Origin of the sequence: Pandoraea pneumonica (genome assembly GCF_902459645.1) — a bacterium.
In the GTDB taxonomy this organism is placed as follows: Bacteria; Pseudomonadota; Gammaproteobacteria; order Burkholderiales; family Burkholderiaceae; genus Pandoraea; species Pandoraea pneumonica.
Map to the genome: position 1 here is coordinate 314237 of NZ_CABPSK010000004.1, position 19530 is coordinate 333766.

A 19530-nucleotide genomic window follows, 5' to 3' on the forward strand; every position below is an offset into this window, starting at 1 on the left:
TTTAACTCAGCGTCGCGGTCGCGAGCTTCACACCGAAGCCGACGAACAGCGCGCCCACGCCGCCGGTCGCCCCGGCGCTCAACCGGCGACGTTGCCGGAAGTGCTCGGCCAGACGGGAACCGGCCAGGATCAGCGTGCTCAGGTACAGGAAACTACAGGTCTGCACGATCACGCCCAGCACTGCAAACGACAGTGCCGGCCAGGCGTAGCCCGGATCGACAAACTGGATGAAAAACGACACGCAGAACAGGATCGCCTTCGGATTGAGCAGGCTGATAAACAGCGCGCGGCGAAACGGCTGATCCGCGTTGACCTGCTTCGGCGGTGCCGCCACGGCACCCGGATTCGCCCGCGCGGCACGCATGTTCTTCACAGCGCCGCGCAGCATGTTGAAGCCCATCCAGCACAGATACGCCGCGCCGAAGTACTTCACTACGAAGAACAGCGTCGGCTGGGCGTGCAACAGCGATGCGACGCCTGCGGCCGCAAGGGCCATCAGGATCGTATCGCCGAGGAACACCCCGCAGGCGCCCGCGTAGCCTTGCCGAACGCCGCGTTGTGCGGCGACCGACAGGACATAGATCGAATTCGGCCCCGGCAGCAAGATGACCACCACCACCCCGGCCAGATAGGTCCAGAGGTTGACGATGCCGAGTGAGTTTCCGAGCATGGTGCGTGTTTCCCGATTCGTTCGTCGCGCTTATGCAGCGTACTTAGGCGGCTTGTTTTGCGTCGGCCATCGACTGCACGAAGCGGTCGAACAGATAGCCGATGTCGTGCGGGCCAGGCGACGCTTCCGGGTGACCCTGGAAGCAGAACGCCGGGCGGTCCGTCAGTTCGAAGCCTTGCAGCGTGCCGTCGAAGAGCGACACGTGCGAGACGCGCGCGTTGGCCGGCAGGCTGTTCGCGTCGACCGCGAAACCGTGGTTCTGCGACGTGATCACGACGCGCCCCGAGGCGAGATCCTTCACCGGATGGTTCGCGCCGTGGTGGCCGGTCTTCATCTTGAGGGTCTTCGCGCCGACGGCCAGGCCCATGATCTGGTGGCCCAGGCAAATGCCGAACGTCGGGATGCGGCGCTCGAGGAACGTCTTCGTGGCGGCAATGGCGTAATCGCACGGTTCCGGATCGCCGGGGCCGTTCGAGAGGAACACGCCGTCCGGGTTCAGGGCGAACACGTCGTCGGCCGAACTCTGGGCGGGCAGCACCGTGACCTTGCAACCACGCTCAGCGAGCATGCGCAGAATGTTGCGCTTGACGCCGTAGTCGAGGGCGACCACGTGGAACTTCGGGTCTTTCTGCTCGCCGTAGCCTTCGCCGAGTTGCCATTCCGTCTGCGTCCAGGAGTAGCGTTCGGTGGTCGAGACGACCTTGGCCAGATCCATACCGGCCAAGCCCGGGAACGACTGAGCCAGCGCGATGGCCTTGCCTTCGTCGGCTTCTTCACCGGCGAGAATGCAGCCGTTCTGAGCGCCCTTCTCGCGCAGGATACGGGTGAGGCGGCGCGTATCGAGACCGGCGATGGCGACAACGCCTTCGTCTTTCAGGTATTGCGACAGGGTTTTGTCGGCGCGGAAATTCGATTCGAGGATCGGAAGATCCTTGATGATCAGGCCGGCGGCATGGACTTTCGTGGCTTCGACGTCTTCACCGTTGACGCCCGTGTTGCCGATGTGCGGATACGTCAACGTGACGATCTGGCGCGCATAGCTCGGGTCGGTGAGAATTTCTTGGTAGCCGGTGATGGCCGTGTTGAACACGACTTCGCCGATGGTGTGACCGGCAGCGCCAATGGCGTACCCACGAAAGACCGTGCCGTCAGCGAGCGCGAGAATAGCGGGTGGGAATGACGGCAGCACGGGAAACTCCTGAAGGGTTCACCCCGGCTGCCGCCCCATCGTCCGCTCGCGATGACATCAGCGCGGGCACCGGAATTGCGCGGAATATGCGCACAGCGGATGCTCGGACTGCGGACGAGATGTCAGGCGGGTAGGCGCTAGGGTGAGGGTTAAGTGACTAAAACCTTCAAAGTATAGCGCAAATCCCAATCATCTCAAAGCTGAACGTGTGGAGTACCAGTACGCTCTGCGTTCTCCCGGGGGGCAAGGCCGCCGACAGACGAATACGCAGAGGGGATAGGGAAGTGAATGCCCGCCCGCTGGGCCGCCAGCACGATATGGCGCTCCATCGCAGCCCCAGCAGCAGCGCCATCGCGGCGGCGCAGGGCGTCGAGGATCTCCAGATGTTCATGATAGGTGGAAAGCACGAGTTCACGCTGATAGAAAGGCAGGCGCTGGCTTTCCATCACAATTTCCGTGCTGCCGCGCAGAATGTCGGCAATCGCGCCGTTACCGGCAAGCCCGACGATGCGCAGGTGGAACGCGAAATCGAGCTGCGCCGCGGTATCGACATCCCCGTCGATGAGTGCGGCCTTCATGTCCTCGACGTTATCCGTGAGCCAAGCCATTTCGTCGTTGCTGGCGGCGTGGGCGGCCAGCCGGGCCGCAAAGCCTTCGAGCGCGTACCGCAGCTGATAGGTATCGGCGAGCGAAATCTGGTCGGCGAAGCGCCACGCCACGCCAACGCGCGCCGAGGCGTCGCTCACGTACACGCCTTTGCCGGGGCGAATGGAGACCATGCCGAGCGCTTCGAGCGTCGAGAGGGCTTCGCGCAGCGAGGCGCGGCTAATCGACAGTTCTTCGGCGAGTTGGCGCTGCGACGGCAGCATCGCGCCGGTCGGGTAGACCTGACGCTCGATGCGTTCGCGGATGATGGCGACGGCAGCGTCGGTTACGGCGTGTGCCGAATGCTTCATGAGGCCTCACAAGTCATGCAGAGATATCGCACAAGCCGCGCAATCGCGCGCGGCTCGGTATGGCGCATTGTACGACGCCAAATATCGGGCGATGCACCGCAGCGCCGCCATGCCGCCGTTCGCCCACCCACCCTACCCGCGCGGCCGCCCGTGCGCCTTGGCCGTGTGGGCGTGATGTTCGGGGTGATCGCCGAGCAGGCGGCGCACCACGCCGTTCGTCCAGCCGAAGCCATCTTGCAGCGGATACTCCCCGCCCCCGCCGCCGCAGGCCGACATGACGTCGCTCGTATGCAGGGAGTACTTCTCCACCAGCTTGCTTTCCCGGGTGTAGAGCGCCCCCACCGTCGCAAGCCAGCGATGGGCGATGTCCTTGGCCAGCAGGGTCTCGCCGTACTTGCACAGGCCGTGGATGGCAATCCATTGCAGCGGCGCCCAGCCGTTGGGCGGGTCCCATTGCTGAAGGCTCGACGTTTCCGTCGTGCGCAGCCCGCCAGCGGCGATCAGGCGCGCGGCAATCGCACGCGCGGTGCGGTGCGCCTGTTCCGGCGACGCGAGACCCACGAATAGTGGCGTCGCGGCGGCGGCCGACAATTGGCGGCGTATCGTCCCAAGCTGCCAGTCGTAGTCCATGAAGGCACCGTCGTCATCGCTCCATAGATGACGCGTCATCGCATTGCGACGAGCCTCGGCGCGCGCGGCGAACGCCTGCGCCGACGCCGTATCGCCGCTTGCCTCGCTAAGCCGGGAAATATGCCGCTCGGTGGCGTAAAGAAAGCTGTTCAGATCGACCGGCAGAATCGCCGTCGTGCGGATCGACGACAGGTCGTTGGCGTCGCCGAGCCAGCGGGAACTGAAGTCCCAGCCCGACGCCGCCCCGGCGCGCAGATCGCGATATACATCCCCCGCATTGCGCCCGATCGCATGCAACGCCGTATTCACGTCCTCTAGATAGCCTTCTTCGCGCGGCGTGTCGCACTCGTCCCAATAGCGGTTGAGCAACGCGCCGTCGGGCAAGCGCACCAAATGGCGAAACGCCTCGCCGACCGCGAGCGACGCCTCCCCCTCCATCCAGAACGCGTACTCACGAAGCAAATGCGGCAAATAGCGCGCCGCGCGCGCCACCCCATGCGATTCGAAGAGTTCGACCATCAAGCCATACATCGGGGGCTGCGACCGGCTCAGATAATAAGTGCGGTTCCCATTCGGCACGTGGCCATAGGTATCGATGAGAAACGAGAAGTTATCGGCCATGTTCACGAGCCGTTCGTGGCGTCCGCTCTGCGCGAGCCCGAGCATCGTGAAATAGGAGTCCCAATAATAGAGTTCGTGAAACCGTCCGCCGGGCACCACGTACGCCTGCGGCAACGGCAGCAGCGAGCTATCCGCCGGATGGGCATGCGGGTGTCGGGTGAGCACGTCCCAGAGGCCATCGATGTGCGCCACCAGCCCCTGCCCGGGATCCGACACGTAGTGACTATCGGGAATGCGCTCGATGGAAAAATGCGCGGAGACAAAAGCCGAGAGATCGAACCCCGGTCGCCCAGCGTCGTCGCGATAGCGCCGAAGCACCTCCTCCGGCGCCACCTGCGGCACGCAATCGACAAACGTCTTGCTATCGGGAAAGATGCGCTGCGTCTGCACCGCGACGAACAATTCTTGATACCGATCGGCGGGCGTCAGCACGTCCGACGGCGCCACGTGCGCCACATCCGGCGACATGCCGCCTTGCGAGAGCGTGCGTTGGGCGGTGTCGGTCATGGTCATTGCTCCGAATAATTCCAGAGCAGACCGCCGTCGACGAACACCGTCGTCGCCGTGACATAACTCGCTTCCGGCGACGCCAGAAACAAGACCGCGTTGGCCACCTCACTGGGATCGGCGAGACGCCCGAGCGGAATATTCGCGAGCAGCGCGTCGAGTTCTGCCTTGTTCTTGAGAAGTTGCTGATTGATCGCCGTGCCCACCGCACCGGGCGCGACGTTATTGACCGTGATACCGAGCGGCGCGAGTTCGATGGCGAGATTGCGCATCATCATCTTCATACCGCCTTTGCTGGCGCAATAACTGGTGAAGTGCGGAAACGGCAGCTCTTCGTGCACCGAGCTCACGTTGACGATCCGCCCGCCGCGTTTCGTATCGCTAAGATGACGCACGAAAGCTTGCGTGAGGAAGAACGCCCCCTTCAGATTGATATCGAGCACGAGGTCGTAATCGGCTTCCGTGACGTCCAGAAACGCCGCGCGGCGCTCGACCCCGGCGTTGTTGACCAGCACATCGATGCGCCCCATTTTGGCCACCGCCTGCGTCACCACTGCCTGAACGTCGGACACGTGCCCGACATCCCCCGCAATGACACAGCCGTCGCTCCCCGCTTTGCGCACGGCGTCGAGCGTCTGCTCGGCCATTGCGCTGTCTTGCCGGTCTTCCACGACGATGCGCGCGCCCTCCTGCGCCAGCCGAATTGCGATCGCGCGCCCGATGCCCTGTGCGCTGCCCGTGACGAGTACCACCGTATCTCTCATTCGCATGGCGCCTCCCTGACTTGTGTGTTGGGATACCCAATGCGACCCCGCGCCAGAAACCGAAGTTCCGGCGGTCACATAAGTGCAACCGCGCTGATCCACCCTATAAAACCGGCACTTTCATCGCCCGGCAATCGCAACCGCACCCCTAGGGTATCCCCTCAGCGGATGTGCCTTGACCGCCATATATTGACTTTCTAATATTCGCCATAACACCACTGGTCAGACCGGTATGACTTGTAGCGATACACTGCCCGATGGTGAGGAAAGCGCCGTACCGCAGAGCCCCCGAGAGAGCAATCCGTTGTTGTAGAGCCCATCAAATTCAGAAAGATCTACGCAGGCAGAGGAGACACACCATGCCCAGGCTGTTCCGTTCGTTATTTGGCCGAGTCGTCATCGCGTTGGTAGTAGGCGTGGCACTTGGCATCTGGTTTCCGCAGTTGGGCGAGTCCTTGCGTCCGTTGGGCGATGGCTTCCTCAAGCTCATCAAGATGGTGATTGGCCCGATCGTCTTTTGCGTCGTCGTCAGTGGCATGGCGAGCGCGGGCGATTTGCGTAAAGTGGGCCGCGTCGGCGTGAAAGCGGTCATTTACTTCGAGATCATCACTACCTTCGCGCTGGTCATCGGCGCCGTGCTGGCGTGGGTTACGCGCCCGGGCGTGGGCATGAACATCGACATCCGCAGCCTCGACCCGAGCGCGATGGCGACCTACACCGAGAATGCCAAGAGCCTGAAAGACACGGCCGGTTTCTTGTTGAACATCATCCCCAACACCATTACCGACGCGTTCGCCAAGGGCGACATTCTGCAAATTCTCGTCTTCTCCGTGATGTTCGGCTGCGCGCTCGCAGCACTGGGCGAGCGGGGCAAGCCGGTGGCGCGCTTCATTGAAGACCTGAGCCACGTGTTCTTCCGCGTGATGGCGTTCATCATCCGTCTGGCCCCGCTGGGCGTGCTGGGCGCAGTGGCCTTCACCACCGGCAAGTACGGTGCGTCGTCGCTCAAGCAACTCGGCATGCTCGTATTCGTCTTCTATCTGAGCTGCGCCGTGTTCGTGACGGTCGTGCTGGGTGGCGTGTTGCGTCTGGCGGGTTTCAACATCTTCAAGTTCATCAAGTATTTCCGCGAAGAACTGTCCATCGTGCTGGGCACCGCGTCGTCCGATGCCGTGTTGCCGACGATCATGCGCAAGCTCGAGTGGATGGGCATCAAGAAGTCCACCGTGGGTCTGGTCGTGCCGACCGGTTACTCGTTCAACCTCGACGGCTTCTCCATTTACCTGACGCTCGCGGTCATCTTCATTGCGCAGGCCACCAACACACCGCTGTCGATTCACGATCTGATTCTTGTGGTGCTGGTGTCGTTGCTGACGTCCAAGGGCGCGCACGGCATTCCGGGTTCCGCCATCGTGATTCTCGCCGCGACGCTGGCCGCGATCCCGGCCATCCCGGTCATCGGTCTGGTGTTGATTCTGCCGGTCGACTGGTTCGTCGGTATTGCCCGTGCGATCACCAATCTGCTGGGCAACTGCGTGGCAACGCTGGTTGTGGCGGCGTGGGAGAAAGACGTCGATTTTGCGAGAGCGCATCAAGTGCTGAACGGCGCACTGCCTTATGAGCCCGTCGTGCAAGCGGCGGAAGATGATGCCGCCGAAGCTTCACCGGCCAATGCTGCACTGACACGCTAAACACTCGTTAAACACAGGTTAAGCGCGCGGGTCTTCGGTCACACGCCCCGGCCCGCCGCTTTTTCCGCAGATTCTTTGCCGCAGCTTTTTTGCCGACGCGCCATTCATCGCGTCGGCCACTTTCTCTGGAGTTCAAAGCAAGATGGCCCTCGTCCCGCAAGATCCGAACGCACCGGAATTCGTGCGCCGTTACGTCAATCTGGCCGATCCGCGTCTGGGTGCGCAGGCGTTGGAAGCCAGCGACGAGTTCTTCGCGGCCAAAGAGCGCATGCTCAACCCCGACCCGGCGGTGTTCATTCCGGGCAAGTACGACGACAACGGCAAGTGGATGGACGGCTGGGAAACGCGCCGCAAGCGCGTGAACGGCTACGACTGGTGCATCGTCAAGCTGGCGCGCCCGGGCGTGTTGTTCGGCGTCGATCTCGACACCAGCCACTTCACCGGCAACTTCCCGCCCGCCGCGTCGCTCGAAGGCTGCTACAGCCCCGACGGTGCCCCGTCGGCCAACGCCGAGTGGTTTGAACTGCTCGCCTCGACGACGCTGCAAGGCAACTCGCACCACTATCACGACATCACCACCCAGCGCCCGGCCACGCACGTGCGTGTGAATCTGTATCCGGACGGCGGTCTGGCGCGTTTGCGTCTGTACGGACTGCCGCAAAGCGACTGGGCGAACCGTTCGCGCGACGAGCTGATCGACCTGATCGCGATGGAGAACGGCGGCTACGTGGTCGCGGCCAACAACCAGCACTTCGGTTTGGCCTCGAACCTGCTGATGCCGGGCCGTGGCGTGAACATGGGCGATGGCTGGGAGACGCGTCGCCGTCGCGAGCCGGGCAACGACTGGGCGATCATCGCGCTGGCGCAGCCGGGCGAGATCGGCAAGATCGAAGTCGACACGGCGCACTTCAAGGGCAACTTCCCGGACCGCTGCTCGATTCAGGGCGCGTATGTGACGGGCGGTACCGAGCAGTCGCTCATTACGCAGTCGATGTTCTGGCCGGTGTTGCTGCCTGAGCAGAAGCTGGCGATGGACAAGCAGTTCTTCTTCGAAGAGCAGATTCAGAAGCTGGGCGCGATTACGCACATTCGTTTCAACATCATCCCGGACGGCGGCGTGTCGCGCCTGCGTCTGTGGGGCCGGTTGGGCGAGAAGAAGTAAGCGAAGAAGTCAGCGAGCGCAGCAAACAACGAAGCGACTCACCGTCTGGCAGCAAGCGGGCGGTGAGCGAATGAAAAAACAAGAGGGAGAGAGTGATATGGCGGGCCCGGCATTGAAGATTGAGCGATTGACGCGAGAGTCGTTTGCGGCGTTTGGCGACGTGATCGAGTTGGCGGGGGCGAAGCATTTCGCGATCAATGGCGGGACGACGGAGCGGTATCACGATCTGGCGACGGTGGATCTGGGGCCGGAGGGTGGCCGCACGTTGGTGAACGTGTTCCGGGGCCAGCCGCGTGAGTTGCCGTACGAGGTGAAGATGTTGGAGCGTCACCCGTTGGGCAGTCAGGCGTTTATTCCGTTGAAGACGCTGCCGTATCTCGTGGTGGTCGCACCGGCAGGCGAGTTGGACGTGAGCAAAATGCGCGCGTTCGTCTCGGACGGCTGGCAGGGTGTGAACTACGCGCGCGGCGTGTGGCACCACCCGTTACTGGCGTTGCACGAGGTGAGCGACTTCATCGTCGTGGATCGTGGCGGCGAGGGCCACAATTGCGATGAGCAGGATCTGCCGACAACGTATTTGCTGACGCAAGCCGAGTTGGACAAAGTGCAGGGCGCGCAGAAAGCCGCATAACCGGCAACTTTGCAGGGAATCAAACAAGAACGCCAGACGATGTCTGGCGTTTTTGTTTGGCGGGAAGAAGAAACGAAGAGCGGAGGGGGCGGTGTCGCCTGAGGGACTGGTCACGTGGATGAGGACAGAGTGGGGCCCCTTCCCGAGGCGAGTTGAACACTGTCTGAGCAGCGGGAAGGGGCCCCGCTCTGGCCTGGGGGGAGGTTTAAGCGGCTCCCCCCAGCACAGCAAACCAAAGCATCAAGCCGCCGGCACGACCGCCGTCACCTCGATTTCCACCTTCGCTTCATCCTCAACCAGATCGGCCACTTCTACGGCCGTCATCGCGGGGAAGTGGCGGCCGATGACCGCGCGATAGTGCTCGCCGATCGCCGGGTAGTTCGCCACATATTCTTCCTTGTTCTTCACATACCAAGTCATGCGCACGATGTGCTCGGGCTTGGCGCGGCCTTCGGCCAGAATCGCGACGATGTTCTCCAGCGTCTGACGCACTTGCAGTGCGAAATCGTTCGTCTCGAAGCGTTGCTGCGCATTCCAGCCGATCTGACCGCCGACAAAAACGATGCGGCTGCCCACCGTCATCTCGAACGCCATACCGTTGGCGTAGCCGCGCGGTTTCGCCCACTCGGGCGGTTGCAGAACTTGCAGCATCAGGTCACTCCCTCAATTACAGAATCAGGTGCGGCAAAGCGCACAATCGCCGCGCGCTGCGCTGGCGGCACCGCGATGGGCGCGGGCTTACCGCCCTCGCCTTTCGCGACCCAGACCAGCACCAGCGTGGCTTGCAAACGCGTCTCGTCGTTGGCACCCGCAAAGCGGATGCGCAGCGTCATCGACGAGCGCCCAAGACGCGTAACTTCCAGCGAACGCGTGAGCGTATCGCCCAAAAAACTCGGCGCACTGAACCGGCACTCTACGTTGGCCGTCGGCACGCCCAGACCATCGCGCAGGTGCATCTCGCCGAACGACAACCCCAGCCCCTCGGCGCACCAGTCTTCGACCAGATCGTTGATCATCTCGAAGTAGCGCGGATAAAACACGATGCCTGCCGGATCGCAATGCTTGAAGCGCACCAGCAGCGGCTTCACGAAAGCGTGCGTGCTAACTTCTGTGCCCGACATAGTCGTCTCCTCCCTTATCTTCTCGGCGCACTACAACGCGCCACGACGCACGACAACGCATCAATACGCATCACTGCGCCATCTGCCGCAGCTTGAAGCGCTGCAATTTACCGGTTTCCGTGCGCGGCAGCGCGTCGACAAACTCGATGGCACGCGGATATTTGTAAGGCGCGATGTTAGCCTTCACATACTCCTGAAGCGTCTTCACCATAGCGTCATCGCTAGGCTGCCCCGGCTTGAGCACGACATACGCTTTCACAATCTGACCGCGCGCCTCGTCGTTCGCCCCCACCACGCCGCACTCCGCCACGGCCGGGTGCGTCAGCAGCGCCGACTCTACTTCCGGGCCAGCGATGTTATACCCGGCCGAGACGATCATGTCGTCCGAGCGCGCCTGATAGTAGTAATTGCCCGCTTCGTCGCACATGAACGTATCGCCCGGCAGGTTCCAGCCTTGCTTCACGTAGTTCATCTGACGCGAATCTGCGAGATAGCGGCAGCCCGTCGGCCCCTTCACGGCGAGCTTGCCAACCTTGCCCGGGGGCAGCGGCTGCATGTTCTCGTCGACGATCATCGCGATGTAGCCGGGCACGGGCTTGCCGATGGCGCCTGGCACCACGTCGCCGTTCGCGGCGGAGATAAAGATGTGGATCATCTCCGTGCCGCCGATGCCATCGATCATCTCGATGCCCGACGCCTGCTTCCACAACTGACGCGTCGCATCGGGCAAGGCTTCCCCCGCCGACACCGTCTTCTTCAAACTCGTTAGCGTGTACTTACCGACTAGCGCCGCCATTTGACGATAGAACGTCGGCGCGGTGAAGCAGATCGTCGCGCGGTAATCCTGAATGGCCTGTAGCAGCGAGTCCGGCGTGAGCTTCTCGAGCAGTACCGTCGACGCGCCCACGCGCAGCGGGAACGTCAGCAAGCCGCCCGTACCGAAAGTGAACGCTAACGGGGGAGTGCCGCAAAAGATGTCGTCCGGGCCCGGCTTGAGCACATGGCGGGGGAACAGATCGCACATCGCGAGCACGTCGCGGTGAAAGTGCATCGTGCCCTTCGGCTGCCCCGTCGTGCCGCTCGTGAACGCGATCAGGCAGACATCGTCCACCGCCGTATCGCAGGCCTCGAAGCTCGCCGGCTGGCGGGCCATGCGGGCCTCCAGTGAGTGCTCACCTGCATCGTGGAAATAGACCACCTGCGTGAGCACCGGGCAGAAATACTCGTGCCCTGCCTGACGATTGAATTCCAGTTCTTCCTTGAGACGCCCGTCGCACAGCGCGGCGCTGACTTCCGCCTTATCGACGATTTGCTTGAGTTCCTTCGCGCGCAGCAGCGGCATCGTCGGCACGCCGACCAGCCCCGCCTTGATCACCGCCAGCCAAGCCGCCGCCATGAACAGGTTGTTCGGGCCACGCAGCAGCACGCGGTTGCCCGGCACGAGTGCCATATCGTTACGCAGCACATGCGCAATCCGGTCGACCATCTCGCGCAGGCCGGCGTACGACGTCACCGTGGGCTGACCGTTCTCGACGGAGTAAATCGCCGGCGCGTCGCCCCGCCCTTGCGCAATCGTGCGATCGAGCAATTCGGCGGCGCAATTGATGCGCGCCGGATACGCCACGTCGGGATTGTCGAGCAGAAACTCGGGCCACTGATCCGCGGGCGGCAAGTTGTCGCGCGCGAAAGTGTCGAGATGTCCAGATCGTTCCATGTGCTTCTCCTTGCCCCCGGTAATCCAGCAGTCAGTCAAGCCTTCGGCGATCAGCCGTCTTTGAGCAGTTCGCGCGCGATGATGAGTTTTTGCACTTCGGTCGCCCCTTCGTAAATGCGCAGCGAGCGAATTTCGCGATAGAGCCGCTCCACGATGGCGCCCGACACGACGCCCGCGCCACCGAACATTTGCAACGCGCGGTCGATGACCTGTTGCGCCGATTCCGTGGCAAACATCTTTGCCATGGCCGCCTCACGCGTGGTGCGCTGGCCTTGCACGTCGCGTTGCCATGCCGCGCGGTAGGTCAGCAGCGCCGCCGCGTCCACGGCAGTCGCCATGTCGCCCAAGGCTGCCTGCGTCAGTTGGAAATCTGCAAGCGTCTGACCGAACATCTCACGCGACTTCGCACGCGCCAGCCCTTCGTCGAGGGCACGGCGTGCGAAGCCCAGCGCTGCGGCGGCCACCGACGCACGGAAGATGTCGAGCGTCATCATCGCGACTTTGAAGCCCTGCCCGGCTTCGCCCAGTCGCTGCGTGGCAGCCACGCGGCAGTTATCGAATTTGAGGCGAGCGAGCGGATGCGGCGCGCTCACATCGATGCGCTCTGCGATCGTCAGCCCTGGCGTGTCGGCATCGACCACGAAGGCGCTGATACCGCGGGCACCCGGCGCTTCGCCGGTACGCACGAACACGCAGTAGAAGTCAGCGATGCCGCCGTTCGAGATCCACGTCTTCTCGCCGTTCAGCACGTAGTGATCGCCGTCGAGCGTCGCGGTGCAGGCCATCGCGGCCACGTCCGAGCCCGCGTTGGGCTCCGACAGCGCAAAGGCGGCAATCGCGTCGCCCGCTGCCACGCGCGGCAGGTAGCGTTGCTTCAGAGCGTCGCTGCCTGCGAGGGTGATCGCACCGCTGCCCAAGCCCTGCATCGCGAAGGCGAAGTCGGCCAGTCCGTCGTGACGCGCTAGCGTCTCGCGCAGCACGCACAGGGCGCGCGAGTCCAATTTGTCGAGTGCGCCGCCGTGACTGGCGGGGACACAGTATTTCAGCCAACCGGCGCGGCCCAACTGGCGCACCAGCGACACGCAGGTTGCATCGGTGTCGGCGTGATGATCGACGTGCAACTCGCGCGTGCACCACGCATCGAGTTGCGTGCCGAGTTGGCGATGGGCTTCATCGAAAAATGGCCACGCGAGGAATTCGCCATTGCGCGCGTTCTGCGGCGTGCTGGCGTGGGTGTTGGCGTTCGCGTTGGACGTTGTGTTCTGGCTCATGATCTCGCTCGTCTCAGTCGCCCTTGAACACCGGCTTCTGCTTCGCGACGAAGGCGTCGTAAGCGCGGCGGAAGTCTTGCGTCTGCATGCAAATGGCTTGCGCTTCGGCTTCGGCCTCGATGGCCTCGTCGACGCCCATATTCCATTCCTGATGCAGCAACTTCTTGGTCACGCCATGCGCGAACGTCGGGCCGCAGGCGATCTGATCGGCCAGCGTTTGCGCCGCCGAGAGCACCGCGCCGCCATCGTGCAGCGCATTGAAGAAGCCCCATTGCAGGCCTTCTTCCGCCGTCATGACGCGACCGGTGTACAACAACTCCGAAGCACGCCCCTGACCGATCATGCGCGGCAGCAGCGTGCACGCGCCCATGTCCGCACCGGCGAGCCCCACGCGCACGAACAGGAAGGCCGTCTTCGTTTGCGGTGTCCCCAGACGCATGTCGGACGCAAGTGCCATCATCGCGCCCGCGCCAGCGCAAATGCCGTCGATCGCGCTGATGATCGGTTGCGGACACGCGCGCATGGCCTTCACGAGATCGCCCGTCATGCGGGTGAAGTCGAGCAGTTCCGGCATGCGCATTTGCGTGAGCGGGCCGATGATTTCGTGCACGTCGCCGCCCGAGCAGTAATTGCCGCCCGCGCCCGTCACGACCACCGTTTTGATATCCGTTGCGTAGACCAGGCCGCGAAACAGATCGCGCAGTTCGGCATACGAGTCGAACGTAAGCGGGTTCTTCTTGTCGGGGCGGTTCAGCGTGATGGTGCCGATGCTCGGACGCCCATGTGCGTCATTCGACACCGACCACAGAAAATGCTTGGCCTCAAAGTTCGCGAACGGGCGCTTGTGGTGCGCCATGGTCAGTTTCACGTCACTCATTACCTTTGCCTCCTTGGGCTTCATCGGCACCGAGAGCGGGCCAGATGAAACAGTTCGATAGTTTTCAGACGATCAGCCGATGCGGGGATGCGTAGATTCGTCGCCCCGCACGTCAGCCGGTCAACACTTCGCCACCGGCCACCGCGACCGATTGCCCGGTGAGCGCCGCCGCCCCCGGCTGGCAAAGCCACAGCACGGTGTCGGCGACTTCTGCCGGTTGTACGAGACGTCCCTGCGGATTGTGTTTCGCCAGTTCGGCGCGCGCCTCGGCCTCGGTGCGACCGGTCTTCGCGACGATATTGGCGATGGTGTCGCGCAGGATGTCGGTTTCGGTATAGCCCGGGCAAACGGCGTTCACCGTCACGCCCTTCTTTGCCACTTCGAGCGCAAGTGCGCGCGTCAGCCCGATCACGCCGTGCTTCGCCGCACAGTAAGCGGTGACATACGGATACCCCACCAGCCCGGCCGTACTCGCCACATTGACGATGCGGCCCCAGCCAGCGGCAAGCATCGCGGGCAGTGCCGCCTGAATGCAGTGGAACGTGCCTGTCAGGTTCACGTCGATCATCTGCTGCCACAACGCGCTGTCCGTTTTGCCGAACGGCGCACTGACCGCTTGCCCGGCGTTGTTCACCAGCACTTGCACGGGGCCGAAACGCTCGGTTGCGCGTGCGAAGGCGGCGTTAACCGCTGCGGCGTCGGCAATGTCAGCGCTCACCCAGTCGACGTCACCGAACGCCGCCAACGCCTGCACGCCGCTGGCCAGCGTCGACTCGCTGCGACCCAGCAGCGTCACGCGGGCCCCTTGCGCGAGCAGCGAGCGGGCTACCGCCTCGCCGATGCCACGCGCGCCGCCCGTCACGAGCGCATGCACGCCCTTGAGCGTTGCGGGGGGCGTGGCGCTACCCTGCGTTGTCTGTTGCGTCATGGCGCGTCCTTATTTACCGATCTGCTGTGCGTACGCGGCAGCACGTTCCAGATTCGTCTCGTACTGCCGTTTGCCGGCATAGTACTGGGCTGGCCACGCGAGATCCTTGTAGCCGATCTTCGCGGCTTCGTGCAGCGTCCAGAACGGGTCGGCCAGGTGCGGGCGCGCCAGTGCGCAAAGGTCTGCGCGGCCCGACGCGATGATGCTGTTCACGTGATCCGCTTCGAAGATCGCGCCCACGGCAATCGTCGGAATCCCGGCCTCGTTGCGCACGCGATCGGCGAAAGGCGTCTGGAACATACGGCCATAAACCGGCTTCTCTTCCTTGCTGACCTGCCCCGACGAGCAGTCGATGAGATCGGCACCGGCGTCTTTGAACGCACGGGCGATGAGCACGGCATCGTCCGGCGTGATACCGCCTTCGACCCAATCGCTCGCGGAAATACGCACCGACATCGGTTTGTTCTCGGGCCACACGGCACGCACTGCATGGAAGACTTCAAGCGGGTAACGCAGGCGGTTGTCCAGCGAGCCGCCGTATTCGTCGTTGCGCTGATTGGTGAGCGGCGAAATGAAGCTCGAGAGCAGATAGCCGTGGGCGCAGTGCAGTTCGAGCCAGTCGAAACCGGCTTCGGCGGCGCGGCGGGCGGCTTGCACGAAGTCGTCTTTCACGCGGTCCATGTCGGCACGGGACATCTCGCGCGGCGTTTGCGAAACCCCATCAATATACGGCAGTGGCGAGGCCGAGATCAGCGGCCAATTGCCGTCATCGAGCGGCTGGTCGATGCCGTCCCAAGCCAGTCGCGTCGAGCCCTTGCGACCGGCGTGGCCGATCTGCATGGCAATCTTGGCGTCACCGCCCGCATGCACGAAGTCGACGATGCGCTTCCACGCGTCGCGCTGCGCGTCGTTCCACAGCCCCGGGCATCCCGGCGTAATGCGGGCGTCGGGCGACACGCAGGTCATTTCTGCCACGATCATGCCCGCGCCGCCCAACGCGCGGCTGCCAAGGTGCACGAGGTGGAAATCGCCGGGCACGCCGTCGACAGCGGAATACATGGCCATTGGCGACATCACAATGCGGTTCTTGAGCGTGAGACCCCGCGCTTTGAACGGCGTGAACATCGGCGGAATCGCATGCTGACCGGCCGCGCGCGACACTCCGGCATGTTCGGCCAGCCAATCTTCGAAGCCTTCGACGTAGGCAGCGTCGCGCACACGCAAATTCTCGTGCGAGATGCGCTGCGAGCGCGTCAGCAGCGAATAGGCAAACTGTTCCGGCGAGAAGCGCGCATAGCGCTCGACGGTTTCAAACCATTCGGTCGAATTACGCGCGGCATTCTGAATCTTGAGCACTTCGATGCTGCGCGCGGCTTCGTAATCGCCCAGCACGCGCGGCAGCGCATCGACGCCGTCGGTGCCCAGACCGTCGGCCAGCGCGATGGAGTCTTCGAGGGCGAGCTTCGTGCCTGAGCCGATCGAGAAGTGTGCGGTGTGCGCGGCGTCGCCCATCAGCACGACCGGCACGCGCTTGCCGTCCACGTCATTCCAGTGCACCCAGCGCTCGCAAATCACGCGCGGGAATTGAATCCAGATCGCCGAGCCGCGCAGGTGCTTGGCGTTGCTCATCAGTTCGTGGCCGCCGAGGTACTTGGCGAACAACTGCTCGCAGAACTTCACGCCCTCTTCCTGGCTCATCTGATCGATGCCGTGGGCACGCCAGACGGCTTCGGGCGTCTCGACGATGAACGTCGAGGTATCGGCATCGAACTGGTAGGCATGCGCCTGAAACCAGCCGTGCTCGGTTTTCTCGAAGGCGAACGTGAAGGCGTCGAAGCGCTGATGGGTGCCGAGCCAGACGAAGCGATTCTGGCGCGTGTCGATATCGGGGCGGAACGTGTCGGCGTAGCGGGTGCGGATGCGGCTGTTCAGGCCATCGGAGGCGATGACGAGGTCGGCCTGATAGCGGCGTGCGATTTCCTGATCGTCGGCGACGTCCGTCTCGAAGACGAGTTCCACGCCGAGCGCTTCGCAGCGCGCCTGAAGAATATTGAGCAGCTTCTTGCGGCCGATGCCGATGAAGCCGTGACCGCCCGAGGTGATGGTGCGGCCTTCGAAATGGATATCGATGTCATCCCAGTGGTTGAAGGCCTCGTTGATCTGCGCGGCGCTCACTGGGTCGGCTTCCTGGAGGTTATCCATGGTGGCGTCGGAGAACACCACACCCCAGCCGAAGGTGTCGTACGGGCGATTGCGCTCGACCACCACCACGCGGTGCGAAGGTTGGCGCAGCTTCATCAACAGCCCGAAATACAGGCCGGCAGGACCGCCACCGATACAGACGATATTCATCTCCACCCTCCGGAAAACATTGACCGCGCACCGTTCACGCCGATCTTTGTTAAATCGTAAATAGTTTATGCCTAAAATACTAGCGAAAAAAATTACGCCCTACAAGGTCAGATTGCGGATGCCCCGGGTGGGGAAAACGCGAAGTCTCTACATTACTTTGTCGAATGCAGAAAATCCGCGTTCAAATTCCGAAAATCGCTCGGGATATTGCGCAATACCGCATCGGATGATTCTGAATTCCATAATTTGAGCCATTTTTACAATTACAACTCGTCACTTGGCTGACAGAATTGGTCCCAGTTTCGCCATCTGTGGTTCTCACTGCAAACCCCGGCCAAACGCTTTGGTGTAAGCCCCCCCGGCTGTAGCACGCTCGCCGTGCTCACTGTTGCACCCGCCTCCCGCGCCAGCGCGCGCTGAAGTACCGACAACGACCGATGACCGTCCTCACCGACGGTGGCTTTGTCACGCGCTGCGATTTTCGACTTCGTAACCAGGCAATGCATTCGTGGCACATCGTGACCGTCTTGTTTTTCTTTTTCGTATCGTCGGCGCGCTCATCCTCGCGCTTCCCGCCGCATCGGCTACCGCAGCCATAGCCGGTCGTCAGGGCGTGCAGGATCAGCGACTGGAACAGCAGCGGCGTGAAAGCGATGAGCGCACGCAACGTAGCGACGCGCCTGACGCGCGTCTGACGCTCAATTCGCCGCCGATGGCGAAGGGCAACACAGATCTCACCACCCTTCCCATAGAAGCCCCCTGTGTCGCGCTGCGTGAAATCGATATCGCGACCGTGGACGGCGTACCCCTGCCAACGCAGTTCACGTTTATGCAGCGCGCCTTGGCACCGTTCATCGGCCAGTGCGCTGGGGCAAAGGGCATCGCCCATATTGCTACGTTTGCTACGGATGCCGTACTCACCCAAGGCTGGCTGACGACACGTGTGGCGGTCCCTGAACAGGATCTCGCCGGTGGTCGCCTCAAGTTATTGATCGTTCCCGGCGTGGTCTCGGCCGTGCGCTTCAGCGATCCCGACACACGCACACACTGGCAGGCCGCCCTCCCCCTGCGCGAGGGCGACATCCTTTCGCTCCCTGCGCTTGAGCAAGGGCTGGAGCAGCTCAAGCGCATGCCGAGTCAGGATGCCGATATTCGTATCGAGCCAGGTGACGCACCGGGCACCAGCGTGCTGGTGATCGATACCCAGCGCAGGCGCCCATGGCGACTGCTAGCGTCGGTCGACAACAGCGGCACCCGCGACACAGGCCGCCTACAAGGCCAAATTGCGCTTGGCGTCGACAACCTCCTAGGGCTTAACGATCTGCTCGACGTCGCCGTGCAGCATGACCTAGCCACGGGGGACGATCGTTTCGGCACGAAGGGCGCGAGCTTCAGCTACTCGTTTCCGTGGGGGTACAACACGGTGTCGATCTTCGGTAGCACGCGCGCGTACTTTCAGCGCATCGCCGGGGCGAATCAGACGTTTGTGTCGAGCGGGCGCAACCAAATTGCCGAATTGAAGGTGGAGCGCGTCGTGCAACGCGACCGCAACGGTAAGACGGCGCTGGAAGTCCGGCTGGGCCGCCGATTCGGCAAAAGCTTCATCGAAGACTTCGAGATCCCGCAGCAGTACCGCAACAACACCTATTTCCAGATCGGTGTGGCGCGTCGGCAGTACGTGGGCACCGCGCAAGCCGACGTAGTGCTGAGTTATCGACAGGGCATGCCTTGGTTCGGCGCGCAAGACGATCTACGCGACCCAGTCACTCAGCGCACCGCACAACAGACCTATCGCTATCACATCGTCTTACTGGACGCGCAGTGGTCCGTACCGTTGCCCGCGCTGCCAGCACTCCCTGCCCTCGCCATCGAACCGACGCCGTTGCGATACGTCGGTGTCTTTCATGCCCAGACCACCGCTGACGCGCTATGGGCGGTCGATCAAATCGCGATCGGTGGGCGTTACAGCGTGCGCGGCTTCACGGGCGACTACACGTTGAGCGCGTCGCGTGGCTTCTTCCTCCGTAACGAAATTCACATGCCGTTCGGCACAAGCGCGCATGCGCTCTATGTCGGCGTCGACTACGGACGCGTTTTCGGCGCAGGCGCGCGTGAATTGCCCGGCACGCAGTTGGCAGGGGCTGTGTTCGGCTTGCGTGGCCAGTTCGCTGCGCATACCGACGCGTTCGTCAGCGCCAGTTACGACGTTTTTCTTGCCAAGCCGCTCTATCGCCCGGCCGGGTTCCCGATCAATTCCCTCGTCGCCGGCGTCTCCCTCGCCCTGCGCTACTGAGCTACCGAATTCCCATGAATCACCGATGTTTCCGTCTTGTTTTCAGTCACGTCCGGCGTCAATGGATTGCCGTTGGAGAACATGTCCGCTGTGGGCGCACGCCCGGGACTTCACGATCGTCGCGCCGTCGCACCCGCGCGGGTGCGACGCGGC

The 19530-nt window shown here is 62.9% G+C and carries 16 protein-coding genes and 1 pseudogene; 5 read left to right on the plus strand and 12 right to left on the minus strand.

The window, feature by feature from the left end; translation table 11 throughout:
• Position 1 precedes the first annotated feature (1 nt).
• From leuE to PPN31114_RS20655, 5 genes are all read right to left on the minus strand, one after another.
• Positions 2-670, minus strand: coding sequence for a leucine efflux protein LeuE (gene leuE, locus PPN31114_RS20635; RefSeq protein WP_150681388.1), 669 nt, complete (start codon positions 668-670; stop codon positions 2-4).
• Between the two features lie 43 nt (positions 671-713).
• Positions 714-1859, minus strand: coding sequence for a glutamine-hydrolyzing carbamoyl-phosphate synthase small subunit (carA, locus tag PPN31114_RS20640; protein WP_150681389.1), 1146 nt, complete (start codon positions 1857-1859; stop codon positions 714-716).
• 194 nt (positions 1860-2053) lie between these two features.
• On the minus strand, positions 2054-2815 hold the full coding sequence (locus PPN31114_RS20645; RefSeq protein WP_150681390.1) for a FadR/GntR family transcriptional regulator: 762 nt from the start codon (positions 2813-2815) through the stop codon (positions 2054-2056).
• 132 nt (positions 2816-2947) lie between these two features.
• On the minus strand, positions 2948-4573 hold the full coding sequence (treF, locus tag PPN31114_RS20650; RefSeq protein ID WP_246182667.1) for an alpha,alpha-trehalase TreF: 1626 nt from the start codon (positions 4571-4573) through the stop codon (positions 2948-2950).
• A gap of 2 nt (positions 4574-4575) precedes the next feature.
• Positions 4576-5343: an SDR family NAD(P)-dependent oxidoreductase gene (locus PPN31114_RS20655; RefSeq protein ID WP_150681392.1), complete on the minus strand. Its 768-nt coding sequence runs from the start codon at positions 5341-5343 to the stop codon at positions 4576-4578.
• A gap of 353 nt (positions 5344-5696) precedes the next feature.
• Here PPN31114_RS20655 and PPN31114_RS20660 point away from each other — a divergent pair, with 353 nt between their 5' ends.
• From PPN31114_RS20660 to PPN31114_RS20670, 3 genes are all read left to right on the plus strand, one after another.
• Complete coding sequence (locus tag PPN31114_RS20660; RefSeq protein WP_150681393.1) at positions 5697-7028, plus strand: C4-dicarboxylate transporter DctA; 1332 nt, start codon at positions 5697-5699, stop codon at positions 7026-7028.
• 142 nt (positions 7029-7170) lie between these two features.
• The gene (alc, locus tag PPN31114_RS20665; protein WP_150681394.1) at positions 7171-8190 is read left to right on the plus strand and encodes an allantoicase; all 1020 of its coding nucleotides are present in this window, start codon (positions 7171-7173) and stop codon (positions 8188-8190) included.
• A gap of 70 nt (positions 8191-8260) precedes the next feature.
• Positions 8261-8821: an ureidoglycolate lyase gene (locus PPN31114_RS20670; protein ID WP_174987701.1), complete on the plus strand. Its 561-nt coding sequence runs from the start codon at positions 8261-8263 to the stop codon at positions 8819-8821.
• A 240-nt stretch (positions 8822-9061) separates the two neighbouring features.
• Here the strand turns inward: PPN31114_RS20670 and PPN31114_RS20675 are convergent, their stop codons facing one another.
• The 7 genes from PPN31114_RS20675 to PPN31114_RS20705 form a co-directional block, all read right to left on the minus strand.
• A complete protein-coding gene (locus PPN31114_RS20675) occupies positions 9062-9469 on the minus strand; it encodes a RidA family protein (protein ID WP_150681738.1) in 408 nt (135 codons plus the stop codon).
• Between the two features lie 2 nt (positions 9470-9471).
• Positions 9472-9942, minus strand: a complete 471-nt coding sequence (locus PPN31114_RS20680; protein ID WP_150681395.1) for an acyl-CoA thioesterase — start codon at positions 9940-9942, stop codon at positions 9472-9474.
• Positions 9943-10012: 70 nt separating this feature from the next.
• Positions 10013-11656 (minus strand): AMP-binding protein, encoded by a 1644-nt coding sequence (locus tag PPN31114_RS20685; RefSeq protein WP_150681396.1) that lies wholly within the window; start codon positions 11654-11656, stop codon positions 10013-10015.
• A gap of 50 nt (positions 11657-11706) precedes the next feature.
• Positions 11707-12927 carry an acyl-CoA dehydrogenase family protein gene (locus PPN31114_RS20690; protein ID WP_150681397.1) on the minus strand — a complete coding sequence of 407 codons (1221 nt, stop codon included), beginning with the start codon at positions 12925-12927 and terminating at the stop codon, positions 11707-11709.
• 13 nt (positions 12928-12940) lie between these two features.
• Complete coding sequence (locus PPN31114_RS20695; RefSeq protein WP_150681398.1) at positions 12941-13804, minus strand: enoyl-CoA hydratase family protein; 864 nt, start codon at positions 13802-13804, stop codon at positions 12941-12943.
• A 112-nt stretch (positions 13805-13916) separates the two neighbouring features.
• The gene (locus PPN31114_RS20700) at positions 13917-14732 is read right to left on the minus strand and encodes an SDR family NAD(P)-dependent oxidoreductase (RefSeq protein ID WP_150681399.1); all 816 of its coding nucleotides are present in this window, start codon (positions 14730-14732) and stop codon (positions 13917-13919) included.
• Between the two features lie 9 nt (positions 14733-14741).
• Complete coding sequence (locus PPN31114_RS20705) at positions 14742-17084, minus strand: bifunctional salicylyl-CoA 5-hydroxylase/oxidoreductase (RefSeq protein WP_150681400.1); 2343 nt, start codon at positions 17082-17084, stop codon at positions 14742-14744.
• A gap of 508 nt (positions 17085-17592) precedes the next feature.
• On the opposite strand from PPN31114_RS20705, the gene PPN31114_RS20710 reads away from it, so the two are divergent.
• Positions 17593-19377 carry a ShlB/FhaC/HecB family hemolysin secretion/activation protein gene (locus PPN31114_RS20710; RefSeq protein WP_150681401.1) on the plus strand — a complete coding sequence of 595 codons (1785 nt, stop codon included), beginning with the start codon at positions 17593-17595 and terminating at the stop codon, positions 19375-19377.
• A gap of 14 nt (positions 19378-19391) precedes the next feature.
• A pseudogene (locus tag PPN31114_RS26655) lies at positions 19392-19529 on the plus strand (ESPR-type extended signal peptide-containing protein); the annotation flags it as partial.
• Position 19530: the final 1 nt, after the last annotated feature.